The sequence below is a fragment of the Streptomyces sp. NRRL S-455 genome, from assembly GCF_000717875.1.
Classification (GTDB): Bacteria; Actinomycetota; Actinomycetes; order Streptomycetales; family Streptomycetaceae; genus Streptomyces.
In genome coordinates this window covers 161,204-179,291 of sequence record NZ_JOCT01000007.1, presented here as the reverse complement: position 1 = coordinate 179,291, position 18,088 = coordinate 161,204, and the positions used below count along the sequence as shown (strand labels likewise).

The following is an 18,088-nucleotide window of genomic DNA, read 5'->3' as shown; positions in this document are numbered from 1 at the left end:
GGCAAGCTCAAGCTGCGCGTCCTCGTCGACTGGTCGTCCGTCGAGGTCTTCGGCGGCAACGGCGAAGCCGTGATCACCGACCAGATCTTCCCCGACCCCTCCAGCACCGGCGTCCAGGTCTTCGCCGAGGACGGCACCGCCACCCTCGACCGCGTGCAGACGTGGCAGCTGAGATCAATCTGGAGGTGACGAGCCGTCCCCCCTCCGGGGCCGCCGAGGGGGGGGGACCGCGAGGAGTGTTCTCCCCTGGCCAGGAGTGTTCTCCCCTGGCCAGGATGGAGCGTCTCCTGAACGGCCGGTCAAGCCGGTCGGTTCGAGCCGTGGTCTCCGTCGCGGGTCGCTTCGTCGGCGGTCCCGTCGGCCCGCCGGCGGGACCTCCGCGGCCTGCGGCCGACCCCTGGCAGAGCGTCGCTGTAGTGATAGGCCGCGATCCGCGCGTCGTGCTGAGTGCTGAGCCGGCGGATCACCACCACTCCGACGGCGATCATGGCGAGGATCACCGCCACCGTGATGACCGTCTCCATGGTCCTCACCCACCTCTCTCGGTGCCGGAGCCGTGGCGGTGGTGCCGAGGGGCCCCGCCGTCGGTTTCCCACACCTCTTCCCGGCTTCGGACTTCGGTGACGTCGCCGGTCGCCTCCACGTCTGCCATCGGCCACCCGGCCGTGCGCAGGTCGCCCGCGGTCGCCGCGGCGGACGTCAGCCGCTCGGCTTCCGCCTCCGTGGCCGCGGGTGGCACGACGAGCAGGTCCCAGCGGCCGTGTCCTGGGGCGAGCAGGCAGACGGTGTGTTCGGCTCGTGGCGTGTCCGTCCGGCGGATGTGCACCATCTGGTCCCCGACGAGCATCCCGTCGCCGGGCACCGACCACATCGTCCCGTTCACGAGGACGCTGGTGATGTGTCCCCAGCGGCGCGGCAAGGCGGCGAGCAGCGCGGGGAGTTCGGCAACAAGGTCGTACGAACTCGGCCACCAGGCCCCGTCGATACGGCGGGCCGAGCCGCCCTGACGAGGCTCCGCTCCCAGCCGCAGCCGGGCGGAAGCCGGGTGGGCTGATGGGGTGGTCGTCATGAGGGCTCCTGGGCTGGTCGGGGCGGGAGACTCGGACGCACGCGCGCGGTCTCGCCCGGATGCGTCCGGTCGACGGGCGGTCGGCTGGCCTCCAGCCAGGAGCGGAGTGGGCCGGCGCCCGCTGCGGGGTCGAGCGTGAGGTGCAGACGCGTCCCTCTCCCCGACGTCAGGGCCGGGTAACTGCGCTGCTCGTCCCCGGCGAACAGCAGCCGGAGGGCGTCCGCGACGTGCCGGGCCGCTTCGGCGTCCATGGAGACGATGCGCACCTCAACCATGCCTTCGGAGGCAGCGTCGTCCGGCGCGTCCCTGGCCACGGGTGGGTGCGGCCGCAGGGATGGGGTGGTGGTCATAGGGCGGAACCTGCCCCGGGCCGTGGGAACGGCTCGTGCTATGACGCGGCTACAGCGTGCCGCGCGCCGAGGACGAGACCAGCCATGCCACCGGAGTACGAAGTACCCTCGACTCTCTCCACCCTACTCCTGGCACCCTCGGCGCGGCCGCTTCCGGCCGCGGACGGCGTACGGTGGAAGTACCGAGGGCATCACGTACTCCGGCCGCCGAGCCGGGTCGTCCTCGGCGAGAGACGAACCCCGCCCGCCGCCCCAGCGGTCGGCGCGGAGACGGGTCGGCATCATGTCCGCCGCGGTCGAAGCAACTCCACGCGAGCTCGTCACGGTTGCGCTCGTTGAGCCTGCCCGTACCCGCCCGCGCCCCCACCGGGGGGAGGCGTGATGGTCCTTTCCCGGCTGGACATCCACCGGCGGAACCGCGGGGAGGGGGCACTCGTCACGCTCGCCGGTGAGATCGGACCGGCCACGGCGCCACTGCTGCGGACCTCGCTGGAGCAGTGCCTGCGTGACGGCGTCAATGTCATCGACGTCGACCTGACCACGGTCGGCTCCTGCGATGCCGGCGGCCTGGACCTCTTCCTGTCGATGTCACGGCGCGCCGGCCGGGCGCATTCCTCCCTGCGGCTGCATCACCCGTGCGCACAGATCACCCGGCTCCTCGACGTCACCGGTTCCACCTCCCTGCTCCTCGAGGCCCCCATGGTGCCCCTGCCGCCGGCGCTGCCTCACGACCTCCTGGAAAGGGCTTCGCCGGGTCCGCCGTCCGACGGGACACGGACTCCTGAGGCGCCCCCTCGTCGGCCGGTCCGCCAGGACGGAATCCGCCTGCGCCGGCTGACCCGTTGGCAGATCGAGGGGATGGAGGAGGACATCGCGGACCTGGCCATGGCGTCCGTCGCGGACACTCCCGGTGCGTCGCTCCACGACCGGGGAGAGTTCCGGCGCCGCCTGGCCGTCAGTGCCCGGCGCCCCGGCTTCGCGCTGCTGGTCGCCGAGACGACGGCGCTGGTCGGCTGTGCCTACGGCTTTCCGGTGGGCCCGAACGGCTCCGGCCGGCGAGGGTTCGACCGGTTGCTGCAGGAGAGCATCGAACGGCTCACCGCCTGCGCACGGTTCGTCGTCCTCACCCAGGTCGTGGCCCATCCGCACGCCCAGCGCCGCGACATCGCCCGCCGTCTGCAACAGCGTCTGCTCACCGAGCGGCACGCCGCCCTGGGAGTCGTCCTGCTCCATCCGGCCGACCAGGCCGGACATGCCGCATACGAGTCCTGGGGCTGGCGGAACATGGGAGAGGTCGTCGGGCTGCCCGGCCCGGTCGCCCCCTGCGTGCTGGTCCTTCCCCTGGAAAGCCCCTCCCCGGCAGGCCGGTGATCAGGACGACTGTCGTGGTCGACGAGCCGGCGGCCGTGCCGGCCGCGGTGGACGTACCCGATGGTCATGCCGCCGGTCGTCCGCGGGCAGGCGCACCCGCGCACGGCGGTTCCGCTCCCGCGCCGTCCGCCACGGCCGGGAGTACAGTGGCAGTGCCGAGAGCTTTCGGCCGGACGACCATGGCGCGGTCGTTTCCCGGCGAGTGATGCGGCGCCGGGAACCGCTGGTCATCCCGCCCGACGAATCGGCCGGAGCGGCCGGCCGCCCGCCGACCGCCGCCGACCCACGAGCCCGCGAGAACCCGCTGTCGGCCCCGAGCATCCTGGCACGCGCCGAGAGCGGCCTCGTCGGAGAAGCCATAGGGGAGTCGCAAGGAGGACCCGCACTCAGGTGAGAGGGGCCCGACACGGTCGGCCCCAGGTAGGTGTAGGTGACCGATCGGCCGGTCCGGCCGTCGACGTCCCGGTGGAGCCATGCCACGAGCGATCTCTTCCTCGTCCCACACCGCCGCAACCGAAGCGCGCGGATCATGGCGGGTGAGTGGATGATGCCCGCACGGCGCGCGGACCGTTCCGAGAGCTTCGGGGAAGCGCTGCTGGGAGCGGTTCTCGACCGCGCGCACGAGCTTCCTCCCTATCTCATCGGGCCCTTGGTCGCCGACGTGGTGGAGCGATTGGGGGGCCGCCTTCCGGAGGTGCTGCTGCAGGACTACGGCCAGCTGATGCTCGTACCCCTGCCCGGCGAGGGACTCGCGGGCGGGGAGCCGCAGCCGATCGACGACTCCGACGCGGGACGCTGCTTCCTCGACGCGGTCTCCGTCGAGGTGCCCGGGGACGACGGCGTACGGGTCCACATGCCGCTGCTGGACGGCGGTGACCAGGTGGGGGTCATGGCGGTGACGCTGGACAGCGTCGACGACCACGACCGCCGCCTGCTGCACAGGATCTCCGGCCTGGTGGCCGACCTGCTGGTGACCAAGCACGGCTACTCCGACCTGTTCTTCGCCACCCGACGTGATGAGCCGATGAGTGTCGCCGCGGAGGTCCAGTGGTCCCTGCTGCCACCGCTGGCGATGATCATGCCCAGGGTCGCCGTGGCCGGGATCCTGGAACCCGCCTACGACGTGGGGGGTGACAGCTTCGACTACGCGCTCAACGGGGACGTCCTCCACGTGGTCATGATCGACGCGATGGGTCACGGCCTGGACGCGGCCACGATGGCCACCGTGGCCATCGGCGCCTACCGCCACGCCCGCCGCGCCGGCATCGGGCTGTCGGAGATCTACGACTTCATGGACCGCGCGGTGGCGAAGCAGTTCGGTCCCGAGCACTTCGTCACCGCTCAGATGCTGCAGCTGGACACGACGACAGGACGGGTCCAGTGGGTGAACGCGGGGCACCCGCCGCCGATCCTCGTCCGCGATCATCGCGTCGCGGGCCGCCTGACCGCCCCGACGACCCTCCCCGTCGGCCTGGGCGGTGCGGAGCCGCGGATCAGCGAACTGGGACTGGAGCGCGGGGACCGCGTCCTCTGCTTCAGCGACGGACTGGTCGAGGAGCACAAGACGGGCATGGAGGAGTTCGGGGAGGACCAGCTGATCACCTGTGTGAACCAGCTGGAGAGAACCGGCCGCGGGGTCCGGGCGGTGACGCGCGCCCTGTCCCACACGCTCAAGCGGGCGCGGGGCGGACACACCACGGATGACGCGACGCTCCTCATGGTGGAGTGGCGTGGATGACCTTCAGTCGGACGCCCGGTACCCGCTCCCGGTGTCGATGAGGATCTGTTCCGCCTGGCTGATGTTGTCGGCCCGGACGGCCTGGGCCATCGCGGAATGTGCGGCCTCCGGTGTCGCGTGCGGCGGGACCACCAGCAGTGAGAACACATCCTGATCGCCGCGGGTGATCAGGACGGTGTCATCGCCCACCGGGAAGGAGTCGATGTGCACCACCCGGTCGTCGACGACGATCCGCGTCGGGAGCCCTTCCCAGGCAGCGGAGTCCAGCCCGACGCGCGTCACGGGGCCGAGATGTGCGATGAGGGCGCTCAGCAGCGCGGGCAGCTCGGCACCGATGTCGCGCGACCGCGGCCACCACGCACCGTCCAGGACGCCTTCACGCGACTCCGTCGTCTCCAGCCGGAGCAGCGCGCACCCCGGCCGCACGGCCGCGTGAACGCCACTCGGCAGATGCCGGGAAGCAGGGGGTGACGGGGGTGAATCGGAGCCGGTCATAACGGACCACCCGTCTTCGGGAACCGGTGCGGGTACGGGGATCCGCCTCGCGTCTCCACGCTACTCCGCGTAGCCCCCGAAGGGCGGATTCTCCGGACGAACAGGCGGAAAACGTGTGAGCCGGTACCTTGCACCACCGGGCCGCGACATCGCCGGCCTGAGTGGACCACGTCTGGAACCGTGGCCGGGCGGGAAGCCGCGCGGGGAGCCGAGGCGACCGTCCTCACTTCCGGCACGACTGAGCGGACCCCTGGTGCGCGCTCAAGAGGCATCCCCCAATCACCTTTTGAGAGCGTTGAGTTCGTCGATACGTACGAAGAGGAGTCCCTCTGTGCGACTTCTCGAAGGATGTGTTCATGCGGCTGGCCCTGAAGACGTCGGACCCTGTGCGGAGCCGGTCCCTACGGAGAGTCTTCATCACAACTCTGGTTGCCGCTGCCGCCGTTGCCCTGACGATCGGCGGCATCGCGGCGGCCAACGCGGTGAACCGGCCGGAGCTCCGGGTACGCGGCATCCCCAGCAGCGGCGTGCTGAACGCCGCCGCGCTCTCCGAGGCCCCGCTCACGGTGGACGTGGTCGATCGCAGCGACGACGAGGCGCTGGCCATTGAGGCGCTGCGCAGTGTCGAGGTCAGACTGAACGACAAGATCGTCCCCACCTCGTGGGTCGGAAACCACAGGGTGCTCGATGTGAGGGCGTTGCGGGACGGGACGCACGAGCTGACGGTGACGGCCGACCCGGGCCTGCTCTCGGGCGAGATCAGTCTCAGTCGCCGCTTCGTCGTGGACACCACCGCGCCCTGACCGGCGGTCGCCGTGCCACGGTCGTCCGGTCACGAATGGAGTACTTGCGATTACTTTCCGCCGTAAGCGCCCATATTGTCGACTTTGCAACCTCCATGAGGATCACCGTGATCCTCATCGCACAAGTAGGAGACCCAATGCGCAAGCTTCAGAAGGCGTTCGTCGTGGTCACCATGCTCGGGTCGGTCGGCGTTCTCGGTGCCGGCACCGCTCAGGCCGACGACACCACCGACGCCAACAACGGGACGGTTCCGGCCACGTGCACCGCCCTCGGTGGCGAGGGCGGCGCCGGAGGCTCGGCCTCCATCAGCGACATCGACGTCACCCAGGTGAACATAGCTGTCGCCGATGACCCGTCGAGCGTCAGCCAGACGAACGAGGCCAGCATCGTCGCGGTCGGCGGCGACGGGGGCGACGGTGGCAGCGCCGGAGCGGCCTGCAACTGACCGGGGCGCCCGGCTGTTGACCGGAGTCACCGTCAGAACCCGTTGCCCCGGTGATGACCGGGGATGGTGATCGAGCGGTTGTGACTCCGGTGGGCTTCTGCCTCTGTTGATGCACTGAGGGGCCCTTGCGCGATGCCCGACCGGATCGGGCGCGCTCCTTGCGCAAGGGCCCCTCGGCGTGCGCAGAGTGCGCCGGACCGGCCGACGCGGACACGGCAGGGCAGCGATGAACTCCCGCTGGGCGCTGCCGTGTCAGGGACGGGTGGTCAGCGGGTCGAGGAACGTCAGCACGGAGGCGTCCTCCTCGATCAGCGGGGTGAGGGCGGCGTTGAACGGGGCGCCGTACGGGGCGTTGAGATGTGCTGTGAAGGCGTCCTCGTCCCGGTAGACCTCGAAGATCCAGTAGGCGCGGGGGTTCGCCGCCTTGGTGTAGACGTCGAAGGCCAGGTTGCCTTCCTCCTCGCGCACCTTCAGGGCGTAGTCGCGGATCAGGCGGGCGACCTCGTCCTCCGCTCCCTCTCGGGCGGTGAACTCGGCGAGCAGGGTCTTCTTCATGGTGTGCCGTCCTTGTCAGTGGGTGGGGTCGAGGTGCTGGACGGAGGGCGCGTCCGTCGTGAACCGAGTCAGCTGGTCCGGCCACGGCGGGTTCGGGCCGGCGACCGAGCAGGTCAGGGCCGCGACCTTCACGGCGAACAGGCAGGCTGCCTCGACATCGCCGATGCGCAGGTCCGTCAGCCTGCCGCCGAGGAGCCCGTGGGAGTCGAGGTGGTGCAGCAGGCCCGCGGTGAAGGAGTCCCCCGCACCGACCGTGTCGACGACCGGTGTCGCCACCGCCGGCACCCGCACCCGCTCCCCGTCGAGTGAGGCCAGGGCGCCGTCGGCGCCATGCGTGATCACGACGAGTCGCGTCCCCGCCGCATGCCAGGTGTCGCACGCCTGCTCCGGGGGCGTTCCGGGCAGGAGGAGATCCAGGTCGTCCTCGCTCAGCCGCAGCACGTCCGCGAGGCCGCACCAGTGCGCCAGCCGGGCGCGGTAGACCTCGGGCCGCACCAGGAGCGGGCGGACGTTGGGGTCGATGCTGATGGTGGCCCGGGGGGCGGCCGCCGCCAGGAAGTCCTCCACCACCGCCGCCCCTGGTTCCTTGACCAGGGCCAGTGACCCGGTGTGCACACAGGCGGTGCCGGCCAGGTCCACCCCGGCCAGTTCCGCGCCGGTCCACTGCCAGTCGGCGGTGGCCTGGGCGTGGAAGGAGAACGCGGCCTGCCCCCGGTCGTCCAGCTCGGCCACGGCGAGGGTGCTGGGCTCGGCGGCCTCGACGGCGTGCGACAGATCCACGCCGGACGCCTCCAGGTGGGTCCGGAAGAGACGGCCGAACACGTCGCCGGACAGGCGGGCGAGGAAGCGGGCCGGGGTGCCCAGCCGGGCCAGGGCCACGGCCGTGTTGGCGGGTCCGCCACCAGGCAGCACGCGCAGGGCGAGTTCGTTCCGGGCACGTGCGGGTTCGGTGAACGCGTCGGCGACGCACTCCCCCAGGACGGTGATCTGGCGCGGACTCATGGGCGGCTCTTCTCTTGGAACGCGCGAGGCGGAAACGGACGAGCCCCGGGCATGCCGGCGAACGGCTTCGGGCGGGCGACGGCCGCGGGGGCGTTGCCGATTTGTGACGAGTGCAAGGCATTGACGTTGCCGAGGAGCGGAGTCCATCATCCTCGCCAAGCGGTGTCAACGATGTCACAAGTCATCGTTGACACCTCGGGACGGCATGACTCGATGCCGGCCGCCCGCCCGCGATCCCGCAGGAGTCGTTCATGTCACGCATCTCTCGTCTGCCCTCCTCCTTGCTCAGAGCCGCCGCGTGCACGGGCGTCGCGGCCCTCGCCCTGACCGCCTGTGGATCCGGATCCGGATCGGGCACCGCTGCCAGCGGATCGGGCGAGGTCAAGGTCGGCCTGATCACCAAGACCGACACCAACCCGTTCTTCGTGAAGATGCGGGAGGGCGCGGAGGAGGCCGCCAAGGAGAACGGCGTCAAACTGTCCACCGCCGCGGGCAAGTTCGACGGCGACAACGCCGGGCAGGTCACCGCCATCGAGAACATGGTCGCGTCCGGTGTGAAGGGCATCCTGATCACCCCGAGCGACTCCAAGGCGATCGTGCCCGCCATCGAGAAGGCCCGCGCCAAGGGTGTCCTGGTCATCGCCCTGGACACCCCGACCGAGCCGGAGAGCGCCGTCGACGCCCTGTTCGCCACCGACAACCTCAAGGCCGGTGAGCTGATCGGCGAGTACGCCAAGGCCGCCATGAAGGGCAAGAAGGCGAAGATAGCCACCCTCGACCTCGCGCCGGGCGTCTCCGTCGGCGTCCAGCGGCACAACGGCTTCCTGAAGGGCTTCGGCGTCAAGGAGGGCGACCCCTCCGTCGTCTGCTCCCAGGACACCGGCGGCGACCAGGCCAAGGGCCAGACCGCGATGGAGAACTGCCTGCAGAAGGCGCCCGACATCAACGTCGTCTACACCATCAACGAGCCCGCCGCCCTGGGCGCGTACACCGCGCTCAAGGCCAAGGGCCGGGAGAAGGACGTGCTGATCGTCTCCGTCGACGGCGGCTGCACCGGCACCCGGGCCGTCAAGGACGGCAAGATCGCCGCGACCTCGCAGCAGTACCCGCTGAAGATGGCCGCCGAGGGCGTCAAGGCCGTCGTGACGTACGCCAAGGACGGCAAGAAGGCCTCGGGTTACACCGACACCGGCGTCACCCTGATCACCGACAAGGCGCAGGACGGCGCCGCTTCCAAGGACACCGCCTACGGCCTGGACAACTGCTGGGGCTGAGCCGCCGGCCCGCGGCAGCCGCCGTCAGACACCCCTCAGCGGAGCGGCCGGCCCCACCTCCCCGACCGGGGACGGCCGCCCCCTCGTCCTCCTGCCGCCCGACACGGACCGAGCAGGACCGACCAGGACTTCTGTCTCCCGACAAGGACTCGCATGACTGCCACGTCCACGCCACCCTCCACGTCCACGCCGTACGCGGACCTCAAGGCGCCGACCACGGTCCGCCGGCTGCTCACGCAGCCGACCGCGGGCCCGCTGGTCGCCCTCCTCCTGGCCTGCGTCTTCTTCTCCCTCTCGACCGACCAGTTCCTCACCGGCGGGAACTTCTCGCTGATCGTGCAGCAGGTCATGGTCGTCGGCACCCTGGCCATCGGCCAGACGCTGATCATCCTCACCGCGGGCATCGACCTGTCCTGCGGTGCGGTGATGGCGTTCGGCAGCATCGTGATCGCCAAGATGGCCGCCGAGGGCACCCTGCCACCGCTCGCCGCGATCGCGCTGGGCCTGGTCGTCTGCGGCGGCTTCGGCATGCTCAACGGGGCGCTGGTGAAGAAGATCCCGCTGCCGCCGTTCATCGTCACCCTCGGCATGCTCAACGTGGCGTTCGCGCTGACGCACATCTACTCCGAGGAGCAGACGGTCAGCAACCTGCCCGGCCCGCTGACGGCCCTCGGGCAGACCTTCCCGCTCGGCAAGACCGACATCACCTACGGCTCGCTGGTCACCATCGCCCTGTTCCTCCTCCTCGCCTACGCGCTGAGCAGCACCAGCTGGGGCCGGCACGTCTACGCCCTGGGCAACAGCCCGGAAGCGGCACGGCTGAACGGCATCCGCACCTCCCGGCTGACCATCGGCGTCTACACCGTGGCCGGTGTCCTCTACGGCATCGCCGCCCTCCTGCTCATCTCCCGCACCGGAGTCGGTGACCCGCAGGCCGGGCAGACCGACAACCTCGACAGCATCACCGCCGTGGTGCTCGGCGGCACCAGCCTGTTCGGCGGACGCGGGTCGGTGCTGGGCACGTTCATCGGCGTCCTGATCGTCGGCGTGTTCCGCAACGGCCTGCAGCTGATGGGTGTCGCCTCCGTCTACCAGACCCTGATCACCGGTGTCCTGGTGATCCTCGCGGTGACCGTCGACCAGATCTCCCGGAGGAAGGCCCGATGACCACCAACACGGCGACCCCCGTTCTGCAGGCTCGCGGTCTGGTCAAGCGCTACGGCCATGTCACCGCCATCGACGGTGCCGACTTCGACCTGCTGCCCGGCGAGGTCCTCGCCGTCATCGGCGACAACGGCGCCGGCAAGACCAGCCTCATCAAGGCCCTCACCGGCGCGGTGGTGCCGGACGAGGGCGAGATACGCCTGAACGGCGAGCCGATCCAGTTCTCCGGGCCGCAGAGCGCACGCGCGCACGGCATCGAGACGGTCTATCAGGACCTCGCCGTGGCGGCCTCCATGGACATCGCCTCCAACATGTTCCTCGGCCGCGAGCTGCGCCGCCCGGGCATCCTCGGCAGCGCCTTCCGCATGCTCGACAAGAAGCGCATGCGGCAGGAGGCCGCAGAGCACATGGCCGACCTGAAGATCGGCCTGCGCTCGCTGACCCAGGCCGTCGAGACGCTCTCCGGCGGACAGCGCCAGGCCGTGGCGGTCGCCCGCGCGGTCGCCTGGGCGCGCAGCGTCGTCGTCATGGACGAACCCACGGCCGCCCTCGGCGTCAAGGAGTCCGGCCAGGTCCTCGACCTGATCCGCCGGGTCCGTGACAAGGGCATGCCGGTCGTCCTGATCAGCCACAACATGCCGCACGTCTTCGAGATCGCCGACCGGATCCACGTCCACCGGCTGGGCCGGCGGGCGGCCGTGATCAAGCCGTCCGACTACTCCATGGCGGAGGTCGTCGCCATCATGACCGGCGCGCTCACCGTCGACGAGGCTGGAGATACTGTCGTAGCGGATTCCGAGGCCGCGAAGGCCGCCGGAGTACAGGCCACCTGACAGCGCGAACCGCTCCCGCATGTTCCGGCCGAGGCCGCGGCCCGGAACCCGGGAGCACTCAGGAGACGGTTTCCTCCATGGCAGCCAGACGCCGCCCCACCTTGGCCGATGTCGCCCGAGACGTAGGGGTCAGCGCCAAGACGGTCTCCCGGGTCCTCAACGAGGACGGGCCCGTCTCGGCGCAGACGCGGGAACAAGTACTCGCCGCGGTAGCCAAGTTGGGCTTCCAGCCGAACCTCATGGCCCGCAACATCCGCGTCGGCGGTCCGGACACCACCATCGGGCTGGTCGTCCCCGACCTCGCCAACCCCTTCTTCGGAGCCGTCGCCCGCAGTATCGAGGACACGGTCCGGGACCGCGGGCTGACGCTGCTCATGGGCTCCTCCGCGGACGACCCCGAGCGCGAACGCGCCCTGACGGCGCAGTTCCTGGCCCGGCGCGTCAGCATCCTGATCGTCGTGCCGTCCGTCGGCGCCGACCACTCCGGTCTCAAGCCGCACCGCACGGCGGGGCTGCCCGTCGTCTTCCTCGACCGGCCGGGGGTCGGCCTGGTCACGGACAGCATCGTCAGCTCCAACCGGGCGGGGGCGCAGGAGGGCGTCGCCCACCTGATCGCCCACGGGCACCGGCGCATCGGGTTCGTCGGGGACCTGCCCGTGAAGCTGTACACCCGCCGCGAGCGCTTCGCCGGATACCGGGCGGCGCTGCGGGAGGCCGACATTCCCTACGACCGCTCGCTGGTGGTCAGCGCACACGATCAGCGGGGAGCGGAGGCGGTGACCTCCCAACTGCTCGACCTGGCCGATCCGCCCACGGCCCTGTTCGCCGGGAACAACATCATGGCGCTCGGCATCGTGGCCGAACTCGCCCGCGGCAAGCGCAAGGACGTAGCCGTCGTCGCCTTCGACGACGTGTCACTCGCCGAGGCCCTGGAACCGGCCCTGACGGTCGTCGCCCAGGACCCCGGGGAACTGGGCCGCAGCGCCGCGGCCACCGCGCTCGCCCGCCTCGACGGCGACCGCTCGCGGGCCCGCACCCTCACCGTTCCCACCCGGCTGATCGTCCGGGGCTCGGGGGAGCAGCCGGCGCCCAGGCCGTAGGCGGCTCGCCGGCCAACCTGGCGGATCAGCGACCTTTCTGACGGTTCGTCGGCAGTAGGTGTACGGCGACGTGGAGACCCCGGACCGATCACGGTCCGGGGTCTTTGGCGTGGCCGACAGCTGTGTGGGCCACCTCACCCCGCAAAAAGTGGTCCAAGTTGCCCAAGTCACTGCGCAAATGTCCATTTGGCGTCCATGCTCAGACCGGACGCCGGCGCCCGAAGCGGCATGTGTGGCGTTATTCCCCCTTACTTCCCGCAGAAAGGTGCCCACCATGGCCGCTTACCTGTGCCCCCCTGCCGTGATCCACGGCAGGCACACCGTGAAGACCAGCCAGATCGTGACGGAAGTACGCGATCGGCACCCGCACGCCGCCTGGGCGCCGCGGATCGACGCCATCGCGGCCAGTACGGGCATCGAAACCCGCGGGTGGATGCTGCCACTGGAGGCCGCCGTCGCACCGGGTGGCGGGAGCGGTCTGCTCGCCGCCGGCGTCGGGCCGGCCAGGGAGGCGCTGGCCCGTGACGGGTTCACCGAGCGGGACGTGGACCGGGTGATCGGCGCCCTGGAGGCGATACCCGCGCCGCAGACCGTGCAGGAGCGCACCGCGCCCGCGTGGGCGGCCGTGCAGTCCTACGGGGAGCAGGCGGCGCGCGGGGCCCTGCAGATCGCCGGGCTGGACCCCGAGGACGTCGACTGCTTGATCACCAGCCACTCCACCACCCCGGCGCTGCCGGGGCTGGACATCGCCCTGGCCAACAAGCTCCCGCTCCGTGACGACGTGGTGCTGCTGCCGGCCACCCAGTGGGCCTGCATCGCCGGGACCCGGTCCCTGGCACTGGCGGCGGATCTCGTGGCCGCGGACCCGGACCGCGTGGTCCTGGTCGTGATCGCGGAGGCGCTGAGCACGACCTACCAGCCCGCGGACGACACCCTGGAGTCCCTGATCGTCCGGTTGCTGTTCGCGGACACCGCGGTCGCCACGGTGGTCACGGGCCGCCCGAGGCGTGAGTCGGTGCTGCGGCTGGACACCGCCTGGCACCACACCCTGCCCGGCACCCAGGACCTGCACCGCCTGGAGACACGGGCGGACGGCACCCACTTCGTGATGGACCGGCGCGGGCCGCGGGCCGTACAGGAGACGGTCACCGCGATGTGGGAGTGGCTGCGCGTCCGCTACCAGGACGACCCCGGCTCCTGGCACCCCGACGTCCTGCTCGCGCACCCCGGCGGGACCCGGGTGCTGGAGTACATGGAGCAGACGATGCCCGACGGGTGGCCGTCGGGGCTGCTGCAGTACAGCCGGGACAGCTACACCACCGGCAACCGCGGAGGCGCCGCCGTGTTCGACATCATGCGCAGAGCGCATGACGCCGGGCAGGAACCGGGCAGTCGTGCCGTCCTGTACGCGGCGGCCCCGGGCCTCACGGCCACCGCCCTGGAAGGGGAGTGGCTGTAAGGAGGCCTCGCCCTACGGCCGCCCGGCGTCGCGTCACCTCCCGATCGCCGCCCAGACCACTTTGCCGCTGTCCGTCCACCGCACCCCCCACCGGGTGGTGAGCCCGTGTACGACGTGCAGGCCACGACCGCCGTCGTCGAGGGGCCGGTTGCGGCCGAGTCGCGGCCTGCCGTTGCCGGTGTCGCCCACCTCGCACAGCAACCCGTCCCCGGTCCTGATCACCCGTACGGTGAGGGGCCCGCGGGCGAAACGGACCGCGTTGGCGACCAGCTCGCTGACCACCAGCAGCACGCTGTCCCGGGTGCCCTCCCGGGTGCGCCACTGCCCCAGCAGCGCGGCGACCAGCGTGCGGGCCCGGGCGGCCGCGTCGTAGCGGGCGGGCAGGCGCCAGGTCGCGGTGTCGTCCTTGCGGTAGCCGATCATGCGCGCGAGCAGCAGGGTCACGTCGTCGCGCCGGCGCCCGGGCGCCAGGGTGGCGGCCACGTGCCGGGCGGCCTGCTGCAGGGGGTCCCAGGGGTGCACGGCGGACACGGCGTCCGCGAGCCTGCCGATGCCCTCGTCGATCGAAACGGTGGGGTCCTCCACCAGGCCGTCGGTGTAGAGGGCGAGCAGCGAGCCCGGAGGGGCGGCGAAGGTGTGCACTTCGAAGGGCTCACGCAGGGCGAACTCGGTGCCCAGGCCGGGGTGCGGGCGGACCGCGACCGGGCCCGCGGGCCCGTCCGGCGGGACCAGGACCGGAGGGAGATGGCCCGCGCTGGACAACGCCACTCGGTGGCTCACCGGGTCGTACACGGCGATGCAGCAGGTCGACCCGAGGGCGCTGTAGCCGGCCGCCAGCCCCGACTCAGCGTCGTCCAGCAGGGTCACGGTCTCGTCCAGGTGCTCCAGCACCTCGTCGGGTGCCAGCCCCGCGGACAGCAGCGCGCGGGCCTCCATGCTCAGCTGCCCCATGGTCGCCGCGGCTCCCAGGCCGTGCCCGACGACGTCACCGACCACCAGCGCGGTGCGGCCGTCCGGCAGCGGGAAGCTGTTCACCCAGTCGCCGCCGACGCCCGCGCTGTCGGGGGTGGCGGGCTGGTAGACGATGGCCGTCTCGATGGTGTCGCCGCTGGTCCGCGGCAGCAGCCGGCGCTGCAACGCCAGCACCTGCGTGTGCTCGCGCTGGTGCCGGCGGGCCAGGTCGACGTGGTGGGAGGTACGTTCCACCAGTTCCTGCAGGTCGAGCAGCTCGCTGTCCTCGAAGGGCCGGTCCGCCCGCCGCCAGACCTCCGCCACGCCCAGCACGACGGGCGGCGTGTCGTCCAGAACCAGCGGCAGGAACACCACAGCCGCCGCGCGGTCACCGGGCACCAGGGCACAGATCAGCCGCGGACTGCCGAGTACTCGCTCGATCGCCTCCCGATCGGGTACGACGATGGGCTGCGCGGCATCGTCACGCCCGATCGCGTGCGACAGCAGCCGACTCGCCTCGCTGGGGAGATGACCACCCGGGGTCACGTAGCCGTCGGGCCACGCCCGGTCCGGCACCAGGGCGGCCCGCCGCAGCCGGACGCGTCTCTGCGGCTGCCCGGTGACGGCCTCGCCCGTCCACACGGCGAAGTCGAGGTCGACGGCGGCCACGTCTCCCCAGGCCAGCAGGGACTGCGCCAGCGACTGCGCGGTCTCGCCGATGTCCAGCGAGGTGCCGATCGCGGTCTCGGCGGCGTACAGGTGCAGCCTCCTGGCCATGGCGATCAGGGTGACGGTCAGGCCCTCGTGCGGCGGTGCGGCGGCCAGGATGCTCAGCGACACGACCAGCTCCGACCCGTCATCGCGCCGCAGGCGCTGGACCCGGGCGACGTGCGGTTCACCGGTCTCGAGGACCTGCCGCAACCGCCGGGTGACCGTCGGTACGTCCCCGGGAGGCAGAAGATCGAGGAAAGAACTCCCGGTCTCGGCGTCCACCCCGGCGAAAACGGGCGCGTCCAGATTGCTCCGGGTGATCCTCAGGTCCCGGTCCAGGTTGACCGCGCCGAGGATCTGCTCCTGACGGCCGGGGGCCGCACCGGCGGATGCGCTGCGGCGGGCGGGGCGGTCGTTCTGCGAGTCGGCGGCGTCGGCGGCAGCCGCTGCCGCTCCGCCGCGCGGGATGTACTGCGCCAACGCGCTGCTGACCATGTCGAACGGCGACGAGGACGAGGACGAAGGGGAGGATGTGGAGTCCATGCGGCTCTCTAGTCTCGCTCTGGAGAACCCGTGCGAGCGGGTCCCGGGATTCCTGAGCGCACACCTCATTCAATAACACCCGGGGCGGCTTCGCCCCACCAGCGCGTCACGCGGGCAGAACGGACGCTCCTCCCTCCAGCCGGACCCGCGGGTGCGAGGGACGCCCCGCGTCCATGTACACGGTGTTCGTGGCCGTCGCCGTGCGGCGGGCCATGGCCTCCGGCTCGCCCGTGTTGGTGTTGACGTCGAAGCGGGGGAAGTTGCTGGAGGAGATGTCCAGGCGGATGCGGTGGCCGGTGGCGAAGAGGTTCGCCGTGTCGGGGGCCGTCACCTCGATCTCGTAGATCTTGCCGGGGGTGAGCGGCTCCGGGTGCTCCCAGGAGCGGTGGAAGCGGCAGCGGACTATGCCGTCCGTGAGGTTCATGGCGAAGCCGTGGGGATAGTCCGCGTTGGGCGGGTGGACATCGATCAGTTTGACGGTGAAGTCGGTGTCCGGGGCCGACGTGGAGATGTGGAGCCGTGCCGAGACCGGGCCGGCCAGGACCACGTCCCGTTCCAGCGGGGGTGTGGTCAGGCTGATCACGTCCGGGCGGGAGTCCAGGGGCAGGTAGGGTTCGCGGGCCCCGTAGACGCGGGCGTCGGGGGCGTTCTGGTCGTAGGCGCCGCCCGTCATCACCGGTTCGCCCGAGGTGATCTGGCCGCCCATGGTGGGGACGGGGCGGCGCGGGTCGAAGTCGTAGGTGACGGAGGCGGCCGGGGTGGTGGGTGGCGTGGTGGACAGGCCGCCGTCGGTGGTGAGGTAGAGGATCACCGGGGACGTCGAGGTGGGGGGCCAGTTCGTGTCCGTGCGCCAGGTGCCGCCGTGGCGCATGCGGCCCGCCGCGTCGCGTCTGCCGTCGCCGCCGCCCATGAGGAAGTACCGGACCGCCGGGACGTCGTCTCCGGTCGCCGTTTCACGGCCCAGCGCCCGGTCGAACCAGCGGCGGCGGAACTCCAGGTACGAGGGCGCCATGCTGCGGGAGTGGTTCGCCAAGACACGTCGGCTGCACGTGCTGGTGCGGTCGACGCGGGACGGGAAGCCGGTGCGTCACCGGCTCGCCACGGACGTCATCCGGCGACTGGGGCACGACGTGCTCGCGACGGTCGCGCGGTGAGACGCGGGGGGCCGGGCCGGCCCTCCCTCCCCCCCCATGACATGCGGGTCACCTGTGCCGGGTGAAGCCGATGGCGAGCACCGGCGGCGAGGATCGGGGGAAAGGCGTCGTCGGCCGCCGCTTCCCACGGCCACCCGCGGGAGAACAGCTCATGCGCTACGAGATCCGCATCGCGGGACACATGTCGGAAACGCTGACCAAGGCGTTCCCCGAGCTGGGGCACGTGGTGGTGTCCGACCAGACGGTCCTGTACGGGCCCGTCGTCGACGAGGCGCACCTGTACGGACTCCTGGCCCGCATCCAGTCACTGGGTCTGCGCGTCGTGGAGATGCGGCGGCTGCCGGAGTACTGACGCGGGGCCGAACACGGGTCACCCGCCGCGGCGGGAGCGCTGGACGCCTCGCCGTCCCCGCACGGCCAACGTCGCCGAGGCGGCCGGGGTGTCCCCACACGATCACCCGCGAAGGGTGAAGCCACCCCGTCTTTGCCGTGGGCACGCTGAGGTTCGGCACGGAACCGCGTCCGGCGAGTGCCCGGAACGGAGGACGACATGAGCGCGCAGACCTACCTGGCGTACGACTTTCCCCTGCTGAGCGCCTTCTGGACGATCCTCTGGGTCTTCCTGTGGGTCATGTGGTTCATCCTGCTCTTCCGGGTCGTCCTGGACATCTTCCGCGACGACGACCTGAGCGGCTGGGCCAAGGCCGGCTGGCTGGTGTTCTGCCTCGTGCTGCCCTTCCTGGGCGTGTTGGTCTACGTGATCGCCCGCGGCGACAACATGGGCCGCCGGGAGATCGCGCAGGCCCGGGCGCAGCAGGAGGAGTTCGACTCGTACATCAGGGAGACGGCCGCCGGGGGAGGCCGGTCCAGCAGCGTCGACGAACTCACGAGGCTGTCCGAGATCCGCGCCCGCGGCGACATCACGGACGAGGAGTTCCGCAGGGCGAAGGAACTCGTCCTGACCGGTCACGGCCAGGCCCGCGGTCAGGGCCAGGGCGACGGCCCGGCGGACCCCGCCGGCTCCACCACTTTCCCCACCTCCGGCCGCTGAGCGCCGGGACCACCTGAAA

At 71.3% G+C, this 18,088-nt stretch carries 21 protein-coding genes; 13 read left to right on the top strand and 8 right to left on the bottom strand.

What is annotated here, in order from left to right:
* A partial coding sequence (locus tag IE97_RS0112390) for a GH32 C-terminal domain-containing protein (RefSeq protein WP_030236769.1) occupies positions 1–189 on the top strand: 189 nt, incomplete at its 5' end.
* A gap of 110 nt (positions 190–299) precedes the next feature.
* Here the strand turns inward: IE97_RS0112390 and IE97_RS38400 are convergent.
* Genes IE97_RS38400 through IE97_RS0112375 form a run of 3 tightly spaced genes read right to left on the bottom strand, consistent with a single transcriptional unit; the run spans position 300 to position 1,419 of the window.
* Positions 300–524, bottom strand: coding sequence for a hypothetical protein (locus IE97_RS38400; RefSeq protein WP_037834537.1), 225 nt, complete (start codon positions 522–524; stop codon positions 300–302).
* Positions 525–529: 5 nt separating this feature from the next.
* Positions 530–1,069 (bottom strand): DUF5994 family protein, encoded by a 540-nt coding sequence (locus IE97_RS0112380; RefSeq protein WP_324608012.1) that lies wholly within the window; start codon positions 1,067–1,069, stop codon positions 530–532.
* Positions 1,066–1,419: a hypothetical protein gene (locus tag IE97_RS0112375; protein WP_324605822.1), complete on the bottom strand. Its 354-nt coding sequence runs from the start codon at positions 1,417–1,419 to the stop codon at positions 1,066–1,068. The genes IE97_RS0112380 and IE97_RS0112375 overlap by 4 nt, the downstream gene beginning before the upstream one ends.
* A gap of 381 nt (positions 1,420–1,800) precedes the next feature.
* Between IE97_RS0112375 and IE97_RS40140 the strand changes: the two genes are divergently transcribed.
* Both IE97_RS40140 and IE97_RS0112365 read left to right on the top strand, forming a co-directional pair.
* Positions 1,801–2,790, top strand: a complete 990-nt coding sequence (locus IE97_RS40140) for an STAS domain-containing protein (RefSeq protein ID WP_078603190.1) — start codon at positions 1,801–1,803, stop codon at positions 2,788–2,790.
* Positions 2,791–3,337: 547 nt separating this feature from the next.
* Positions 3,338–4,528 carry a PP2C family protein-serine/threonine phosphatase gene (locus tag IE97_RS0112365; RefSeq protein ID WP_030236755.1) on the top strand — a complete coding sequence of 397 codons (1,191 nt, stop codon included), beginning with the start codon at positions 3,338–3,340 and terminating at the stop codon, positions 4,526–4,528.
* A 3-nt stretch (positions 4,529–4,531) separates the two neighbouring features.
* Here the strand turns inward: IE97_RS0112365 and IE97_RS0112360 are convergent, their stop codons facing one another.
* Positions 4,532–5,023, bottom strand: coding sequence for a DUF5994 family protein (locus tag IE97_RS0112360; protein ID WP_030236753.1), 492 nt, complete (start codon positions 5,021–5,023; stop codon positions 4,532–4,534).
* A 356-nt stretch (positions 5,024–5,379) separates the two neighbouring features.
* On the opposite strand from IE97_RS0112360, the gene IE97_RS0112355 reads away from it, so the two are divergent.
* Both IE97_RS0112355 and IE97_RS0112350 read left to right on the top strand, forming a co-directional pair.
* Positions 5,380–5,826: a hypothetical protein gene (locus tag IE97_RS0112355; RefSeq protein WP_030236751.1), complete on the top strand. Its 447-nt coding sequence runs from the start codon at positions 5,380–5,382 to the stop codon at positions 5,824–5,826.
* Between the two features lie 137 nt (positions 5,827–5,963).
* Positions 5,964–6,272, top strand: coding sequence for a hypothetical protein (locus IE97_RS0112350; RefSeq protein ID WP_030236747.1), 309 nt, complete (start codon positions 5,964–5,966; stop codon positions 6,270–6,272).
* Between the two features lie 252 nt (positions 6,273–6,524).
* Here IE97_RS0112350 and IE97_RS0112345 read toward each other — a convergent pair whose 3' ends face one another.
* The gene (locus IE97_RS0112345; RefSeq protein ID WP_030236743.1) at positions 6,525–6,827 is read right to left on the bottom strand and encodes a putative quinol monooxygenase; all 303 of its coding nucleotides are present in this window, start codon (positions 6,825–6,827) and stop codon (positions 6,525–6,527) included.
* A 15-nt stretch (positions 6,828–6,842) separates the two neighbouring features.
* On the bottom strand, positions 6,843–7,829 hold the full coding sequence (locus tag IE97_RS0112340) for a carbohydrate kinase family protein (protein WP_030236740.1): 987 nt from the start codon (positions 7,827–7,829) through the stop codon (positions 6,843–6,845).
* A 251-nt stretch (positions 7,830–8,080) separates the two neighbouring features.
* Between IE97_RS0112340 and IE97_RS0112335 the strand changes: the two genes are divergently transcribed.
* The 5 genes from IE97_RS0112335 (at position 8,081) to IE97_RS0112315 (ending at position 13,659) form a co-directional block, all read left to right on the top strand.
* Entirely contained in the window at positions 8,081–9,103 is a 1,023-nt protein-coding gene (locus tag IE97_RS0112335; protein ID WP_030236737.1) for a sugar ABC transporter substrate-binding protein, read from the top strand.
* 153 nt (positions 9,104–9,256) lie between these two features.
* Positions 9,257–10,270, top strand: coding sequence for an ABC transporter permease (locus tag IE97_RS0112330; protein ID WP_030236734.1), 1,014 nt, complete (start codon positions 9,257–9,259; stop codon positions 10,268–10,270).
* Complete coding sequence (locus IE97_RS0112325; protein ID WP_030236731.1) at positions 10,267–11,100, top strand: ATP-binding cassette domain-containing protein; 834 nt, start codon at positions 10,267–10,269, stop codon at positions 11,098–11,100. The genes IE97_RS0112330 and IE97_RS0112325 overlap by 4 nt, the downstream gene beginning before the upstream one ends.
* 77 nt (positions 11,101–11,177) lie before the next feature.
* Positions 11,178–12,200: a LacI family DNA-binding transcriptional regulator gene (locus tag IE97_RS0112320; RefSeq protein ID WP_030236728.1), complete on the top strand. Its 1,023-nt coding sequence runs from the start codon at positions 11,178–11,180 to the stop codon at positions 12,198–12,200.
* A 274-nt stretch (positions 12,201–12,474) separates the two neighbouring features.
* Positions 12,475–13,659 carry a polyketide synthase gene (locus IE97_RS0112315; RefSeq protein WP_030236724.1) on the top strand — a complete coding sequence of 395 codons (1,185 nt, stop codon included), beginning with the start codon at positions 12,475–12,477 and terminating at the stop codon, positions 13,657–13,659.
* 33 nt (positions 13,660–13,692) lie between these two features.
* Here the strand turns inward: IE97_RS0112315 and IE97_RS0112310 are convergent, their stop codons facing one another.
* Together IE97_RS0112310 and IE97_RS0112305 are read right to left on the bottom strand one after the other, a co-directional pair.
* Complete coding sequence (locus IE97_RS0112310) at positions 13,693–15,864, bottom strand: SpoIIE family protein phosphatase (RefSeq protein ID WP_030236721.1); 2,172 nt, start codon at positions 15,862–15,864, stop codon at positions 13,693–13,695.
* Between the two features lie 106 nt (positions 15,865–15,970).
* Complete coding sequence (locus IE97_RS0112305) at positions 15,971–16,876, bottom strand: CocE/NonD family hydrolase (RefSeq protein WP_037844245.1); 906 nt, start codon at positions 16,874–16,876, stop codon at positions 15,971–15,973.
* Between IE97_RS0112305 and IE97_RS42045 the strand changes: the two genes are divergently transcribed.
* From IE97_RS42045 to IE97_RS0112290, 3 genes are all read left to right on the top strand, one after another.
* Complete coding sequence (locus IE97_RS42045; RefSeq protein WP_158708273.1) at positions 16,875–17,018, top strand: hypothetical protein; 144 nt, start codon at positions 16,875–16,877, stop codon at positions 17,016–17,018. The genes IE97_RS0112305 and IE97_RS42045 overlap by 2 nt on opposite strands.
* Before the next feature lie 151 nt (positions 17,019–17,169).
* Positions 17,170–17,370 carry a hypothetical protein gene (locus IE97_RS0112295; RefSeq protein ID WP_030236715.1) on the top strand — a complete coding sequence of 67 codons (201 nt, stop codon included), beginning with the start codon at positions 17,170–17,172 and terminating at the stop codon, positions 17,368–17,370.
* Between the two features lie 198 nt (positions 17,371–17,568).
* Positions 17,569–18,069 carry an SHOCT domain-containing protein gene (locus IE97_RS0112290; protein ID WP_030236710.1) on the top strand — a complete coding sequence of 167 codons (501 nt, stop codon included), beginning with the start codon at positions 17,569–17,571 and terminating at the stop codon, positions 18,067–18,069.
* The last annotated feature ends 19 nt before the right edge of the window (positions 18,070–18,088 follow it).